The organism is uncultured Veillonella sp., from assembly GCF_934190855.1.
GTDB lineage: Bacteria > Bacillota > Negativicutes > Veillonellales > Veillonellaceae > Veillonella.
In genome coordinates, this window is sequence record NZ_CAKPTN010000031.1 from 1 (window position 1) to 14,353 (window position 14,353).

Annotated in this window: 16 protein-coding genes and 1 pseudogene; 1 reads left to right on the forward strand and 16 read right to left on the reverse strand. The window is 40.1% G+C overall.

The window, feature by feature from the left end; genetic code table 11:
* The 6 genes from Q0F90_RS03220 to Q0F90_RS03245 form a co-directional block, all read right to left on the reverse strand.
* The coding region (locus Q0F90_RS03220) for a glycoside hydrolase family 3 N-terminal domain-containing protein (RefSeq protein ID WP_296003291.1) at positions 1 to 1,141 on the reverse strand (1,141 nt) is incomplete at its 3' end.
* A 249-nt stretch (positions 1,142 to 1,390) separates the two neighbouring features.
* Entirely contained in the window at positions 1,391 to 1,624 is a 234-nt protein-coding gene (locus tag Q0F90_RS03225) for a (2Fe-2S)-binding protein (RefSeq protein WP_009352375.1), read from the reverse strand.
* 283 nt (positions 1,625 to 1,907) lie between these two features.
* Positions 1,908 to 2,534: a site-2 protease family protein gene (locus Q0F90_RS03230; protein ID WP_296003294.1), complete on the reverse strand. Its 627-nt coding sequence runs from the start codon at positions 2,532 to 2,534 to the stop codon at positions 1,908 to 1,910.
* A gap of 68 nt (positions 2,535 to 2,602) precedes the next feature.
* Positions 2,603 to 3,373, reverse strand: a complete 771-nt coding sequence (locus Q0F90_RS03235) for a carboxymuconolactone decarboxylase family protein (protein WP_296003296.1) — start codon at positions 3,371 to 3,373, stop codon at positions 2,603 to 2,605.
* A gap of 89 nt (positions 3,374 to 3,462) precedes the next feature.
* Positions 3,463 to 3,861 carry a hypothetical protein gene (locus tag Q0F90_RS03240; RefSeq protein ID WP_296003298.1) on the reverse strand — a complete coding sequence of 133 codons (399 nt, stop codon included), beginning with the start codon at positions 3,859 to 3,861 and terminating at the stop codon, positions 3,463 to 3,465.
* Positions 3,862 to 4,013: 152 nt separating this feature from the next.
* Positions 4,014 to 4,532 carry a MarR family winged helix-turn-helix transcriptional regulator gene (locus Q0F90_RS03245; protein WP_296003300.1) on the reverse strand — a complete coding sequence of 173 codons (519 nt, stop codon included), beginning with the start codon at positions 4,530 to 4,532 and terminating at the stop codon, positions 4,014 to 4,016.
* Between the two features lie 487 nt (positions 4,533 to 5,019).
* On the opposite strand from Q0F90_RS03245, the gene Q0F90_RS03250 reads away from it, so the two are divergent.
* Positions 5,020 to 5,610: a nitroreductase gene (locus tag Q0F90_RS03250; RefSeq protein ID WP_296003302.1), complete on the forward strand. Its 591-nt coding sequence runs from the start codon at positions 5,020 to 5,022 to the stop codon at positions 5,608 to 5,610.
* Between the two features lie 240 nt (positions 5,611 to 5,850).
* Here the strand turns inward: Q0F90_RS03250 and Q0F90_RS03255 are convergent, their stop codons facing one another.
* The 10 genes and pseudogenes from Q0F90_RS03255 to Q0F90_RS03300 form a co-directional block, all read right to left on the reverse strand.
* Positions 5,851 to 7,788 carry a cation-translocating P-type ATPase gene (locus Q0F90_RS03255; protein ID WP_296003304.1) on the reverse strand — a complete coding sequence of 646 codons (1,938 nt, stop codon included), beginning with the start codon at positions 7,786 to 7,788 and terminating at the stop codon, positions 5,851 to 5,853.
* Positions 7,789 to 8,259: 471 nt separating this feature from the next.
* The gene (locus Q0F90_RS03260) at positions 8,260 to 9,033 is read right to left on the reverse strand and encodes a hypothetical protein (RefSeq protein WP_296003307.1); all 774 of its coding nucleotides are present in this window, start codon (positions 9,031 to 9,033) and stop codon (positions 8,260 to 8,262) included.
* A gap of 269 nt (positions 9,034 to 9,302) precedes the next feature.
* Positions 9,303 to 9,656: a Spx/MgsR family RNA polymerase-binding regulatory protein gene (locus Q0F90_RS03265; RefSeq protein WP_009352301.1), complete on the reverse strand. Its 354-nt coding sequence runs from the start codon at positions 9,654 to 9,656 to the stop codon at positions 9,303 to 9,305.
* 84 nt (positions 9,657 to 9,740) lie between these two features.
* On the reverse strand, positions 9,741 to 10,061 hold the full coding sequence (locus tag Q0F90_RS03270; RefSeq protein WP_296003310.1) for a HigA family addiction module antitoxin: 321 nt from the start codon (positions 10,059 to 10,061) through the stop codon (positions 9,741 to 9,743).
* Between the two features lie 16 nt (positions 10,062 to 10,077).
* On the reverse strand, positions 10,078 to 10,362 hold the full coding sequence (locus Q0F90_RS03275) for a type II toxin-antitoxin system RelE/ParE family toxin (RefSeq protein WP_296003313.1): 285 nt from the start codon (positions 10,360 to 10,362) through the stop codon (positions 10,078 to 10,080).
* Positions 10,363 to 10,783: 421 nt separating this feature from the next.
* On the reverse strand, positions 10,784 to 11,500 hold the full coding sequence (locus Q0F90_RS03280; protein ID WP_296003315.1) for a DUF554 domain-containing protein: 717 nt from the start codon (positions 11,498 to 11,500) through the stop codon (positions 10,784 to 10,786).
* Between the two features lie 514 nt (positions 11,501 to 12,014).
* The gene (locus Q0F90_RS03285) at positions 12,015 to 12,614 is read right to left on the reverse strand and encodes a DNA-3-methyladenine glycosylase I (RefSeq protein ID WP_296003317.1); all 600 of its coding nucleotides are present in this window, start codon (positions 12,612 to 12,614) and stop codon (positions 12,015 to 12,017) included.
* Positions 12,614 to 13,057 (reverse strand): hypothetical protein, encoded by a 444-nt coding sequence (locus Q0F90_RS03290; protein ID WP_296003319.1) that lies wholly within the window; start codon positions 13,055 to 13,057, stop codon positions 12,614 to 12,616. The genes Q0F90_RS03285 and Q0F90_RS03290 overlap by 1 nt, the downstream gene beginning before the upstream one ends.
* A gap of 446 nt (positions 13,058 to 13,503) precedes the next feature.
* A complete protein-coding gene (locus Q0F90_RS03295; protein WP_296003320.1) occupies positions 13,504 to 14,040 on the reverse strand; it encodes a flavin reductase in 537 nt (178 codons plus the stop codon).
* Positions 14,041 to 14,061: 21 nt separating this feature from the next.
* A pseudogene (locus Q0F90_RS03300) lies at positions 14,062 to 14,353 on the reverse strand (hypothetical protein); the annotation flags it as partial.

The following is a 14,353-nucleotide window of genomic DNA, read 5'->3' on the forward strand; positions in this document are numbered from 1 at the left end:
CTCTGCTCATTTTCATAAGCAAGATTCGTTTCACAGATTCATCGAGTCGTTCTTTCGAGATACGACCGTCTTTCACAGCTTTCATCAGGCCATTGTAAGCCTCTTGCATGTGTTCGTATTCGTGGCATACGAGCAAGATATCGCTACCTGCAAGAATGGATTGCACCGCCATATCGCCGAAGGTGTAATGTTTCGCGAGGGCGCCCATGTCCATATCGTCCGTTACGACCACGCCGTTATAGCCCATATCCTTGCGCAACCAGTCCGTAATGATGGCTTTAGACAAGCTAGATGGATGGTCTGGATCGATTTGTGGGTACATCGCATGAGACACCATGATTGTATATGTATTCGGTTTAGACTGTTTAATGAGGTCTACGAATACCTTTGTGTCCTCTGAAAGCAGTATTTCTTTAGATACAGGAACGATGCTTGTGTCCGCGTGTAAATCTACGTCAGTCTTGCCGATTCCTGGGAAGTGTTTATAAGAATACCACAAGCCCGCTTCGTCGTAAGATTTACCAACAGCGCTGGCATAGCGTACGACCTCATCAGGGTTCGTGCTATAGGATCGCCCATAGGTTAAGCCCAAGTCCGCCACAGGGGCAAAGTTAATGTTAAAACCTAAGTCTTTTAACTCAGTGCCTACCTCTTTCGCCAAGGATGCAGCTTGCTCGACGGACTCCTTGCCTACCTCTTCCGCTGGAGGAACCTTTATAAGCTGATCATCCATGCGCGCTACGGCACCGCCCTCTTGGTCGATACCGAGGAATAACGGCGTTAAGCCCGCGCTTTTACCGGCCTTGTTAATATCTGTAATGAGCGTCTTAACTTGATCCTTGGACTCCATGTTGCGGTCGAACAAGATAATGCCGCCCACACGGTACTCGTTGAGCATGAATTTAGCATCATCGTTCAAGGTCTTGCCGTGAATACCAATCATCATCAATTGACCAACCTTATCCGCATCGGACATATTAGCCACCAATTTATCCACCTTTTGCTCTGGTGAAAGCTCGCTTTGCGCCACAGATTCATAGGTTACAGGCTCAGCCTTTGAAGTAAAGGGATTATGTAAACCGCAACCCGTCGTGACCGCTAAGGCGCCGATCATCGCAGCTGCTACGAAACGTCGAAACATATATACCTCCAAAATCTCTAAAAAGTATTATGTATAGTATATCAAAATAATAGCTTATAACAAAAAAAGACTATTACCCAAAACCTACGAATATACCGTATTAGTTGAAGTAATAGTCATTCTAGGTTTAAGGAATAGTCTTTATAGCTTCACTACAAGCTATGTGTTTTACAATTTGTATTTTATAGTTTATAGCTTGTAATTTGTAGTTTGAACTTCACATTAAAATGTGTTATTCAAATTTCATTTTTAAATTTTGCCTTGCTCTTTCATTTCAGCTAAAAGCTTTACGATGCGAGGGCCACAGCCTTTACCACCGCAAGCACCCGTGCCAGCACGAGTTGCTTCTTTTACCTCTGGAAATGTATGAGCACCATCTAAAATGGCTTCTTTAATCGTTTTGCGCGTAATGCTACGGCATGTACACACCTTTGTAAGCTTGTCCAGAATTGCCTCTGGCACTTGATTATCTTCAAAATTCATATGTAATTCCTCTTTTATTCACTTGAATATCTATATACTATATCGATTTAATATATCGCTTTACGTATCGATTTAGTGTATTACTTTACATACCGATTTAGTAGATCAACTTACTCTATCAATAGTATCTAATCATACACTGTACTATTAGTATATCGAAAATTTACGATTTCTGTACTTAGTATATCATATTTTCCAAAGCATATCGATAGTTTTTAATATAAATAAAAAACCTCTACCAGAATAGGATTCCCTATAAGGTAGAGGCTTTCACCAAGTACGTTTAAAGAATGGCCCCAATGATTGCAAAGTAGATTTTAAAAATCGTTTGTTGCAATGGACGGATAACCATAGAAATAATTGGTGTATTGATGAGGATGATAAAGAAAATTAAATTAATCATCCCTAATTGATAATATTTAATTTGCCATTCTGTTGGTAACCACGGCAAAATTATATTAAAACCAGGCAATGGTGGGAATGGAATCAAGCAGAAGATAGATAAACCAATGCTATACAAAATAATATATTGCATAACCATCGCAAGACCTTGAGACTGCATGAACCCTAAATTACCCAAGAGCACATATATAAAAGTAAATATAAACCCTGTAATAAGACCTGCCACAGGACCTGCAAAGGCAAGCAAGCTCATATCACGGCGTGGGTCTTTAAAATAGGATGGATTGATCGCCATCCCCTTTGGCCAACCAAAACCAACAAGAATAATGCAGAGGGTACCGATTAAATCGAGATGTGCTAAAGGGGACAAAGTGAGTCGCCCTGCCATACGGGGCGTTGGATCACCAAACCAAGTTGCTACCTTCGCCTCTGCATATCCAAAGATAGAAAAAACGATGATAATAGCAGGAATACTTGCTAAAATCTGAACCGGATTTAAATCAAACATAGAACTCCTTTATGAGTGACTTAATACATTATTAGTTACATAATGCGTTTATTTAGTTATATAACACCTTATTGTTTAGCTTCCCATGCGGTATAGCCGTCTTGAATGCAACGAAGGGCATTCAAGGTACGAGGATAGCCGATGTACGGCACGCATTGGGATGCAATGTTAATCAAATATTGTTTGCTGTTCCCTACGTTCAAGTTCCCTTCTACGTGAGCCTTGAGTTGCGGTTCACAACCACCTTGAGCGGCCAAGAAGCAGAAGGTAATCATTTCGCGATGAGCTACGCTAAGGCCTTTACGAGTATAGTAATCACCAAACATATTGGCTAGCCACTTTTTGATGTGACGTGTATCCTCAGGACCTTCTTGATAGGAATTGCGCACCGCTTCACCAAAGATTTCCACTTGTTTCTCTACGCCCTTTTCAAGACGAGACTCGCGAGTAATCGTGCTTCGGGATGGATCAGCAATGGTTTCTCCACGATAATCAAAAATCTTGTTCGTCACCTTGAAGAATGGACGCACACGACCAATACCAAGATATGGTACGGCCTGATAAATGAGCTCCACCACTTCGTCAGGAATCAACCCAAAGTTGAGAGCTGCTGGTAGCATCAATGCATATTCATCAACGGCAGAGGCACCAACTAAGGTTGCAAGGATAGCCAAGAAGCGATCCTTTGCAGGCACATTGCGGCCTTCTTCAGTGATGACTTCATCGAATGCGAAATTATCAAACAAAACTTCAAACTCAGGATCAATATAACCTGCTGGGGCTGCAATATCAGGGAACATGCGCTCCGTATAGGCTTGAGCAAATTCAGATTTGGACATAGAAAAACCTCCATAAACAACACTGGTGAAAGCCCAAACGAGCTTTCACCAGCAATAGTTATGTAATTATTACGGCACGAGCCATCAAATTATAATGCTGGGAAAGAGAAGTCAGTACCGTATACTTCTTTCCAAGCAGCCATGAACATATTGAATTCGTTGCTACCAGGTTGGATTTGATATACTTGACCATCTGGGGAGAAACGATATACAGTATGCAAGCTTGGGTGTACAAGATATTTGAACAATGTAGCTTCACCGTATTGGTTATTATGCATGTTAATTACATTAATACCAAATACATAGTTACGGCTACTGTCGATACCTTTGAACTCAGATGCTTTATCGAAGAAATACGTTTCTGTACCATTTGCACTGTTTGGAACCTCTGGGTAGTTAGCCAAACCATTCCAGTTTGCTGCGTTTGCAACGCCACCCACTAATAATGTACCTGCTAATACAAATGCACCTAATAAATTTTTATTCATAATGCTCTCCTTTATGCCTCGAAGGCAAATCACAATCGGGTCATTCTCTCCATGACCTATGTACAATACGCTATATGTATAGTATATCACATTTTTAATAAAATATAGGATATCTTCGATTACAGAATGAATGCATATGAGGTTCTATAAAATTAGCCTTTAGAAGTAGCTGCTGTTCTAGCATTTGCATTATCGATTGCTTCTAGTAATTTATTGAGCAACATACGCATTTGACGCGTTTCTTCTACGTCGAAAATTGGACCTGCTGCTTCAGACAAGCGGCGAGGTATATGAACAGCTTCATCACGTAATGCTTTGCCAGTATCAGTAAGGGTTACCATAACTACGCGTTCATCTTGACGGCTACGTTTACGCTTCAAGAATGCTTTTGCCTCTAATTTCTTTAAAAGCGGTGTTAACGTACCAGAATCAAGGCGCAATACTTGGCCTAATTCTTTAACGGACAAGTCACCATATTGCCACAATGCCATCATTACGATGTATTGAGTATATGTCAAATTTAAAGGATCCAAGTGACTTCGATATGCATTAACAATCTCCTTCGCCACTACATAAAGTGGGAAGCTCAATTGGTTTTCTAATTTCATGTACTCTGCGTCAGGTACGTCTTCTTTATGTTTGTAACCTTCCAGTACGCCAATTTCTGCCATATTCTACCTCCATATGCACACAATAATCTACAAATTAATTGTACACAATTCTACGGCAAGCAGTCAACGTTAAATCCCTACTTTGTACAGATATTTTTAAATTTGTCAATTAATTAATATTTTTTTTGTTATTCGTTAATAATTGTCAACTTCTATAGAATTTATGGGCAAAATTCTTACCATAAAACTGTGAACCTATTAATAAATTTTTTTGATATCTGAATTATGATCACATACCTTTACCCACTTTATAGAACGTTTTAAGACGGCTATAATGATCCAATTCTGTACTGATATTACTATACATTTAACTAAAATGTTAAAAATATAATTTTATACAATTAATATTATAAAAATTATATCTATTTTTGTCAATATGATTAATTCAATAAGATCCTTTAGTAAAAATCTGTCCCCTCCTAGGTCCTCCCTTGTAGTATAATGAAAGAAACTCTATATCAAATTTCATTTGTCATAGGAGGCCCACATGAATACCTTAGAATGTATCAAAACTCGTCATAGTACGCGTAAATTTAAAGCAGATCAAGTATCTCGTGAACTTATCGACCAAGTACTCGACGCTGGTCGTCGTGCCCCATCTGGCGGTAATACACAATTAACACACTTCATGGTCATCACGAACCAAGATGTACTCAATGAATTAGTCACACTTGTACAAGAGGAATACGGCAAAATGCCGATTACAGAAAATACATTGCCTTACATGGTGAACATCATTAAAATGTCTGCGGAAGGCAAGTTTGTATTTAACTATAATGCACCGGTTCTCATCGTACTAGCGAGCCAAGCAAACTACGCGAATAACTTTGCCGATGTATCTTGTGCGATGCAAAACATGATGCTTGCTTGCAATGAACTCGACCTTGGTAGCTGCTGGGTTAACCAAATCCGTCACCTCCAAGACAACGAACGCATCCAAGCTAAAATGCGTGAACTAGGCCTTAAAGAAGGCGAAAAAGTTTATGCGAGCCTTGCATTTGGCTACCCAGACTTACCAAATGGTCTCAACCGCCGCGAAATCGAAGCCAAAGGCTATCCTGTAACCTATATTGATTAATGACAACTAGAAACTACCTATATCATAGTATGATTGCTGTAGCAAATGATTAACTAGGATAAACCTATAGATTCACATATAGTATATAAATATATTCACAATTAATATACAACACAAAAGCGCTATCTATCCCACAACTCTAATTAAGTGTCTATTGGAATAGACAGCGCTATTTTATTGACTTTATTACGTTTTAGCTCATGATGCCCCTTATCAATCAAAACGGTAGATAAATTTTAATTATCCTTCAAACACGCGTTTACGAGCTGCTTTTACAAGGATGGAATTATCATCTTCTACGACGTGGTTAGATTTATAAGCCCAACGTAAAAGTAGTGCAGAGTTCGCTACTACGAGAAGGCTACCGCCGTTGTGAACAAGGGCACCCCATACTGGGGACAATGTACCAATCATAGCCAAGATAATAGCTACAAAGTTCAAAAGCAAGGAGAAGGAAAGGTTGATTTTAATGGTTGTCATCATGCGTTTAGACAATGCTACGAGGTGAGGGATTTCTTTTACATTATCGTTTACAAGAACGATATCTGCTGCTTCTACAGCGATATCACTGCCTACACCGCCCATAGCAATACCTACATCAGACTTCTTAAGAGCAGGCGCATCGTTGACACCATCGCCTACCATGGCTACGATGTTACCTTCTTGTTGCAGTTGAGCCACTGTATTCATTTTGTCTTCTGGCAAGCAATCAGCAATAATATGAGAAACGTTTAAACGCTCACCAATGGTCCTAGCTGTTGTACCATGGTCACCTGTTAACAGAACTGGCATTACATCAAGATCGTTTAAGGACTCAACAACGGCACGGCTTTCACGGCGAACACGGTCAGCTAACGCCACATAACCAGCCAAAATACCATCAACAGCAACGTACACAATGGACGCACCACGGTTCAAGTGGTCATGAACAGCTGCTTTCACGGAGTCCGTAATAGACACATTAGACAAGTTCATCATCGCTTCGTTACCAGCTAATACAGATTTATCCTCTACAGTCGCCGCTAAGCCTTTACCAGGAACCATGCGGAAAGAATCTACGGAATCGAAGCTTTCACCATGGTGAGACGTAAAGCCATTTACAATAGCCTTGCCCAATGGGTGCTCAGATTTAGTTTCCACAGACGCTACCAAGCGATACAATTCATCATTAGACATAGTGCCCACTGTTTCAACAGCAGTCACCTCAGGCGTACCATAAGTCAATGTACCTGTTTTATCAAAGGTCATTGTATCAACCTTTGCCAAACGTTCCATAATGTTGCCGCGGCGCACGAGGAAACCGTGTTGGCTGGCATTGGAAATAGCCGCCATGATTGCTGCTGGCGTAGCCAAAACAAGGGCGCAAGGACAGAATACAACAAGGATAGTTACGGCTCGGATAATTTCACCAGTTACTACATAAGTACCAACTGCTGCTAAGAGCGCAATCACGACGATCCAAGTCGCCCAACGGTCAGCGAGGCTAACGATTTTCGCATTGCCTGGATCTGTAGATTTAACGAGCTTAATCATGCGTTGAATAGAACTGTCTTCGCCCTCTTTGGTTGCAGTCATATCAAACGCACCAAATTGGTTCACCGTACCAGAGAATACTTCGTCGCCAATTGTTTTATCTACTGGCATGGACTCACCAGTCATAACGGATTGATCGATTGCTGTATCACCAGTCAAAATAGTGCCATCTACAGGGATAACCTCGCCTGGCAATACGCGGATTACATCGCCTACTGTTACGATGTCTGCAGGCAACACCTCTTCTTTGCCGTTACGAACAATACGTGCTGTGGTTGGCGTCAATTTAACGAGACGTTCAATGCCCGCTTGCGCTTTAGATACAGTGAACTCTTCCAGCATTGCACCGAGCTGCATGATGAAAGCAATCTCTGCGGCTGCAAATACTTCACCGATGGCTACAGCCGCGATGAGCGCCAAGGATACCAAGAGGTCTGCTTTTACGTCGAACTCTTCGTACATGGCAACCGCCGCACCCCACACGATAGGCAAACCACACAATAGGATAGTGAACCATGCCCAGTCGAATGGTAATCCCAAACGAATGCCTAATAAACTAAATACTACGCCGATACCACCGACTACTAATGTGATCTTTTCCCAATTCAAATCGAACCATTCGGCTACTTTGTTCCACCGTTCCATAATTACCTCCTGTGAAAGCTTATATATAATGATATGTACACATTGGTTGTAGTCTACATACATGCGTCCATGTATATAACACCGTAAGGTAAACATTCTTTCATTTTATATGTTTACCAACTTTTTCCTTTTAGTATACCCATAGGGGTATACCCTATGATTATGTTATACCCCTATGGGTATATTTGTGTCAACAACAAAATATGTACAAATATTCATATATAATTAAAAATACAGGTAAATACTGGATCTATTGAAGTTATATTATTCATGCATGACCACATTACACAAACGCATGAGCAATTATTCATGCGTTTTATGATTGACCTTTACGGTTGGAGATAAAGGACACCAATAACATAAAAAAATCTACAACAAACCGTTGTAGAAATACAAAAATCCCCTAGTAAACTAATTACTAGGGGATTTTATTATATGCAATGCATTTTAATTTATATAACTTACTTTAATTTAAGCCACACACAAAGAGCCGTCTAATACTTTCAAATTATACACGAGACCAAGTCGCGCTAATCCGTGCAACGCCACGGCTGTTACAGGATCTATGAGTCCCAACACGCCAGTACCAATGATGGCAACGTGGAATAGAATGGACACGATGAGCAAGCCCAAATGAGACTGCTTCGCCCCTTTTGAAAGCTCCGATACAGGAGAATTATCATCTACGAGGGAACCCATCATGAGCGCTACTAGAATGAGCTCAAGGGAACATGGACAAAGTACAAGTAACAACGTCACAGTGTGCACGAAATCTTGAGTCAATGCAAAGGAACCCATGGATAGCAACATTACGGCCACAACGATAACGGATGAATAGTTATTGATGCCCTGACGCAATGCTACGAGCTGAGCCGGCATGGCTGGTAACATATCATCATCTAGTGTGTAATGTGCATCACCTGTAATGAGCTGTTCCAAAAAGAAACCAGCATGGACGATAATTCCCACATACGCCGCTGTATGATAATCACCAATGGCGATAAGCGCTACCATAGCGATAACAACGAGGAAATTAGCATGAATCTCTAAATTATCCCAAATACTGTTAACGCTGTTAATGAGCAATGGCAACCCACAGACGATAACCGTGACCCAAGCCAAATCGATGACTGGATGCATCGGCTCCGTGATTAAATCTAATAGTATAAATAAAATGCCAAGCGCCAAAATGGCACCTTGCGTGCGCAAAGAAACTTGCGCGGCTAGTGATTGTAAAAACTTCATATAGACCTCTCTATCAACTAGAACCGGCCTTACTTAATCCGGAAACAAAAATGTACCCATAGGGGTATATCTATGGTGTAACTATTATACATAACATACAAGAAATATACAAATTAAATTTTTCGATGAGTAATAAATGACCTACCCTTAAGAGCTTTAGTTGAAAGCTCTTATTTCTTTATTAGACGTAGAAAGAACAGGTCCCTAAAAACGACTTAGCTCGCTTTGGAGGCTTTTAGGGACCTGTTCTTTCGGTTACCGATATGAAATTAGAGCTTCAACGCCTCAATCCATTCTGCTTCTTTAAAGCCAACGAGAACTTTATCTTTTAGAACCAAGATAGGACGTTTTACTAACATGCCATTAGATGCTAATAAAGCTACTTTTTCTTCTTCGCTAAGATTTGGCAATTTATCCTTTAATTGTTGTTCACGGTAGATCATACCAGACGTATTAAAGAATGCTTTCAAATCTTTGCCAGATTGTGGGTACCAAGCAGCGATTTCCTCAGCTGTAGGATTTTCGGCTTTGATATCACGAGCCGTGTACTTAACTTTATGATCATCTAAGAATTTCTTTGCTTTTTTGCATGTTGTGCATTTAGGGTATTCAACGAATAGCATAGGTTCTCCTTATATCAATATTCAATATTATAACAACTTACTTATATGATAAGTGTACCAAATATATCGAAAATTATCAATATCTTATTGGCAGTCCACAGGCTCTAATGCTTCACAATGCTTAATAGAGGCTAGTGCTTCATCCATACCTGCACTAAGTTTTGCTGTACGTATATCAACATCCATCTGCAAACGTAAAAAATAACCTTCTGAAACACCAAAGTATTTTGCTAGACGCAAAGACGTATCTGCAGAAATAGACCGTGTGCCATTCAATATTTCTTGTATTCGTGAAACAGGCACATGTATATCCTTAGCTAATCTATACGCAGATAACCCTAAAGGTTCCATAAACTCTTCCTTCAATATTTCACTAATGGTAGGTGTAGGAATAAACTTTTCCACAAAAATCCCCTCTCTATCAATGATAATCAACAATTTCTACATCATAAAAGCTATTAATGTCTTTTACTTTAAAACATAGTCTGTATTGGCTATTAATCCGCAAACTATACTGACCAAATCGATCGCCTTGAAGCAATTCCAGTCGATTCCCTGGAGGCCAACGTAAATCTTGTAATGATTCAGCATCATCAAGCAACATTAATTTACGAAGAGCTAGACGTTGTATAAACGGAGAAAATCGTTTAGAAAAGATCTGGTAATAAACTTTTTCTGTGTCCTTATCCTTAAATCCGATAATCATAGAATCTCTCCTTTGATTATACCTGTTAAACAGGTATAATTCAATAATACATACCTGTATAACAGGTATATTAAAAATTAAAATTATCCAGCTAGTAGTTTTGGTAAAAGGTTTCTAGGTAATACCAGTCAAATCCTACTTAGGGAGTGACTCTATTGGTCACCTATTTCGGAACGTAAACATCTACCTAAATCAATCTAATTGAATTAAAGAGTGTCACGAGTTATTTCATTACAAATAGACTTCCAAAAATAAAAAAGACCTATATTTTCTACCACATCATGTCCAAAGTAGACATAAAATGGTCCAAAGAATACAGGTCTTTCAGAAATCTATATTAATTTTTAATGCTATATAATGCTATTCATAATGTTTTTTAGTATTTTCGAAAATACTAGGTATTATGTGATTTAACATTCTTTTACAGCAAGAATGTTAAGCCCATAGCCACGAAGATAGCTGGCAAGAGGTTGGCAATGCGTATTTTACCAGGCCAGATGAGATCGATACCGACGCAGAAGATCAAGATGGACCCAACGTAGGACAGGTTGTCGATAGCGCTCGGTGTCATCAACGGTGCTGCGATATGTGCCATAGCAGTGATAATCCATTGGGTAATACCTACAGGAATAAAGGAGAACAGCGCCCCTTTGCCCATGGAGGATACCATAACCATAACGATGATACCATCGAGGATGCCTTTTAGTAATAGCGTCTGATAATTACCAGTAAGACCGTCTTGAATAGAGCCTAGTACACCCATAGCACCTACGGTAAAGGTAAGCGATGCAGTGATAAAAGCATGGGTAAACTTCGGATCACCGGCGTTACCTGTGCGAGCTTTCACCCAGTCACCAAAGACAGTAATCCAACGATTGAGGTCGATGACCTCCCCAATAATGGCGCCAGCCACCATGCTAATAATCATCAGCATAGGCCCCGTCGTTTGCAGCGTGCCGTTCACGATAACGAGCATATACTGCATAGCGCCGCTCATACCGAGGAGCAGCACGATGATACCGCTCACCATCATGAGCGTCTGTTTTAAATTTTCTTTCATAAACCGACCGAATGCGAGACCGCAAAGGCTGCCGGCTATAATGAGGCCAATGTTAATGGCCGTTCCCAAACCAATCATATATTTCCCTTCTTTAATTGTGAAAGCAACTGTGTTAAATCAAATTTAGTATAGTAACAATGTTAAATCAAATTTAGAATAGCAATGGTATTAAATCATGTTTAGTATAGCAACTATATCGAAATAAATCAATTTATATAGTGTAAAACTAAATTAAACGGCAAAAAGCCTCTATCCACTTAAGGATAGAGGCTTTATGCAGGTTTATAGCGTTTGAGAGAGAAGATTATGAGAGTTCCGCTTTGGAGAGAGAATGTGTTTGTATATAAAGCGGACTGACATATGATGAGTCGCTATCATCTCATCCACATTAGTGTACACCTGATTCTATAGAACAACAAGTTCACCTTTGTAACACCTAATATGCACAAAAATTATTGTTAACTTATAATACAAGCATCAGTTATATGGCACCAATTAACAAGTATACTGAGCAATATAAGCGGTTAAAGTCTACAATCTATTAAGGGCAACAAGATATTTAGTCATTTGACTTATAAAATTTACTATGTTATCAGCCTTCATCGTCCACAGGTAGTCGCACTGTATCTGCACTTTGATTTATCTCTTCAAAGCAAGGACAGTCTTTACCGTGATCGTTGATAAGGCCGCTGGCTTGGAGGTGCGAATAGATCGTAACAGGCCCGACAAACTTGAAGCCTCTTTTCTTTAGGTCTTTGCTAATCCGCGTAGATAAACCGTTCTTAGCGGGCACCTGCCCATCTGGATGCTTGTCATAGATAATGGTCTTGTTATTTGTGAAAGCCCAAATATAATTGCAAAACGAACCAAATTCAGATTGAATACGTTTAAAAGCAGAAGCATTATTAATAATCGCTTCGATTTTTGGACGGGACTTGAGCATACCCTCGGTTTGCATAATCCGGTTGATGTCGCTTTCACTATAAGAAGAGACTGCCTCAATATCAAAATTATCAAAGCAGCCTCGAATAATGTCGCGTTTATTTAAAATAGTAAGCCAGCTAAGGCCACATTGGAGGCTTTCAAGACAAAGATGTTCAAATTGAAGCCTATCATCATGAATTGGTCGGCCCCACTCATGATCGTGGTACGCCTGATACAAAGGCGTCGTCGGCCAGTCGCAAGTTGCCATTACACACCACCATGCGCCCATACGAGGACGTCATACATGAGCGCCACCACGAGGCCCATCAGGAGATGTCCGCCTACGTAAAATGGCACGAGATAATAGATGAATAACAATAGAGAATGCAAGGTTTTGCGGAGCCATACAATCGGTGTAGACGTGCCGCCACCCACCTTGCCGTCGAGCCAGTTATGGACGATGTAAATGGGCGTGCCTAAACGATGAATCCAATCGGGCACACGCACTCTAGGATTTAAGCCAGGGCAATAAAAAATCACGAGCGGCAAAGCCACCGCATCAAGGATGAGCAAGACGGTTAACATCAAAGCAAACAAATCAACTTCGCCTTCCCACGTGAGAGGATGTGCTACAAAACGAGCGCCCCACAAATAGGCTTTGTATACGATATACGGTTCTAATAGCCATAATAAGGGCTTCACTACACTCATGGGACTACCTACGCCAAACATAAAATAATAAAAACTACGCATTTGCGTAGTCGTTTGATATATACAACGTTCCGATCGCATCGACTAAATAGTAAGAACTACCTAGATTTTCTTAACGAAAAACTAGTTTACACACACAATTTTTAGTCCTTTTATACATCGATTTCTATACTAATATTATATCAGATTTTGGCCTTTTTGTGGGGGTAAAATTAACAAAATTTTGCTAAAATATACAATTTATAGTAGTTATCAATACAAGAACCCACTATATAAGCCATTCCTCACCATCACCTCATATATACTTATTTTTCATCAAATTTATGACTTATTTTGATAAATCAAACGGCAAAAAAGCAGCCACTAGGGGCTGCCTTTTTTGTATGCCAAAATTGGTTTGGCTATATTTTGTTTTGATCTGTAAGCTATATTGATTAATCTAGAACCTATTTCTCTATAGCCTCAACTACTTCGCCGATGTACATATAGTGTGGTTCCCAACGATCTTTACCAACTTGAGTATACATAGACGGATTCGCTGCATAATATTCCTTTACGTTATCTGCCAAATGTGCTTCATCAAATTGATGTTCATACAGTTTTTTACATACAAATGTTAAATCTGCTTCTTTGAAGGTCACTCCATCGCCTGCTGCCACTGGTGTTAAACCAGAGTTAGCAACCTTATCTTCGTCGCGGCCCGAATGAGAACCTAAGTAACCAAGAGCCTTACGTTGGCTTTCAGGGAAGAAACTAACTGTAAAGGTATCGTATTTCGCCATGAATTCTTGTGTATAACGAGCTGGATGAATGTACACGGTCACCGTGGACATGTCGCCGCCATTAGGCCCCCATACGTTGCCCATACTGCCCCAGCTAACTGTACAAGTATTAAAATCATCAAGCGTGCCTGCTGTAACAAGAGCCCAACGCTCCTCAAACATGGTAAAAGCCTTATAATCCTTCGTTTCAAATGGTTTCATAATGACCTCCAAACATAGAATTTACTTAACAACAGTCTCATCAAAATGTTCTTTATACACTTCATAATACACCGCATCAGCAATATCGTAAAACTCTTTATTTCGTGAATCTTTCACAACTGGTCTGCGCAAAAAGGCGCCTCGATCGATAGGCCTAGGCGTTCCATCAAATCCAAAACGACTGATTTCCTCTTCATCGCGCACAATACCTGGATTCGACCACATATCTTCATTCATAGTCGCATCCGCATCAGTATTAACGGTTGCTGTTCCTTGCTGTTGAGCTCGATAGGCCTTACTAGCTGCGGAATTA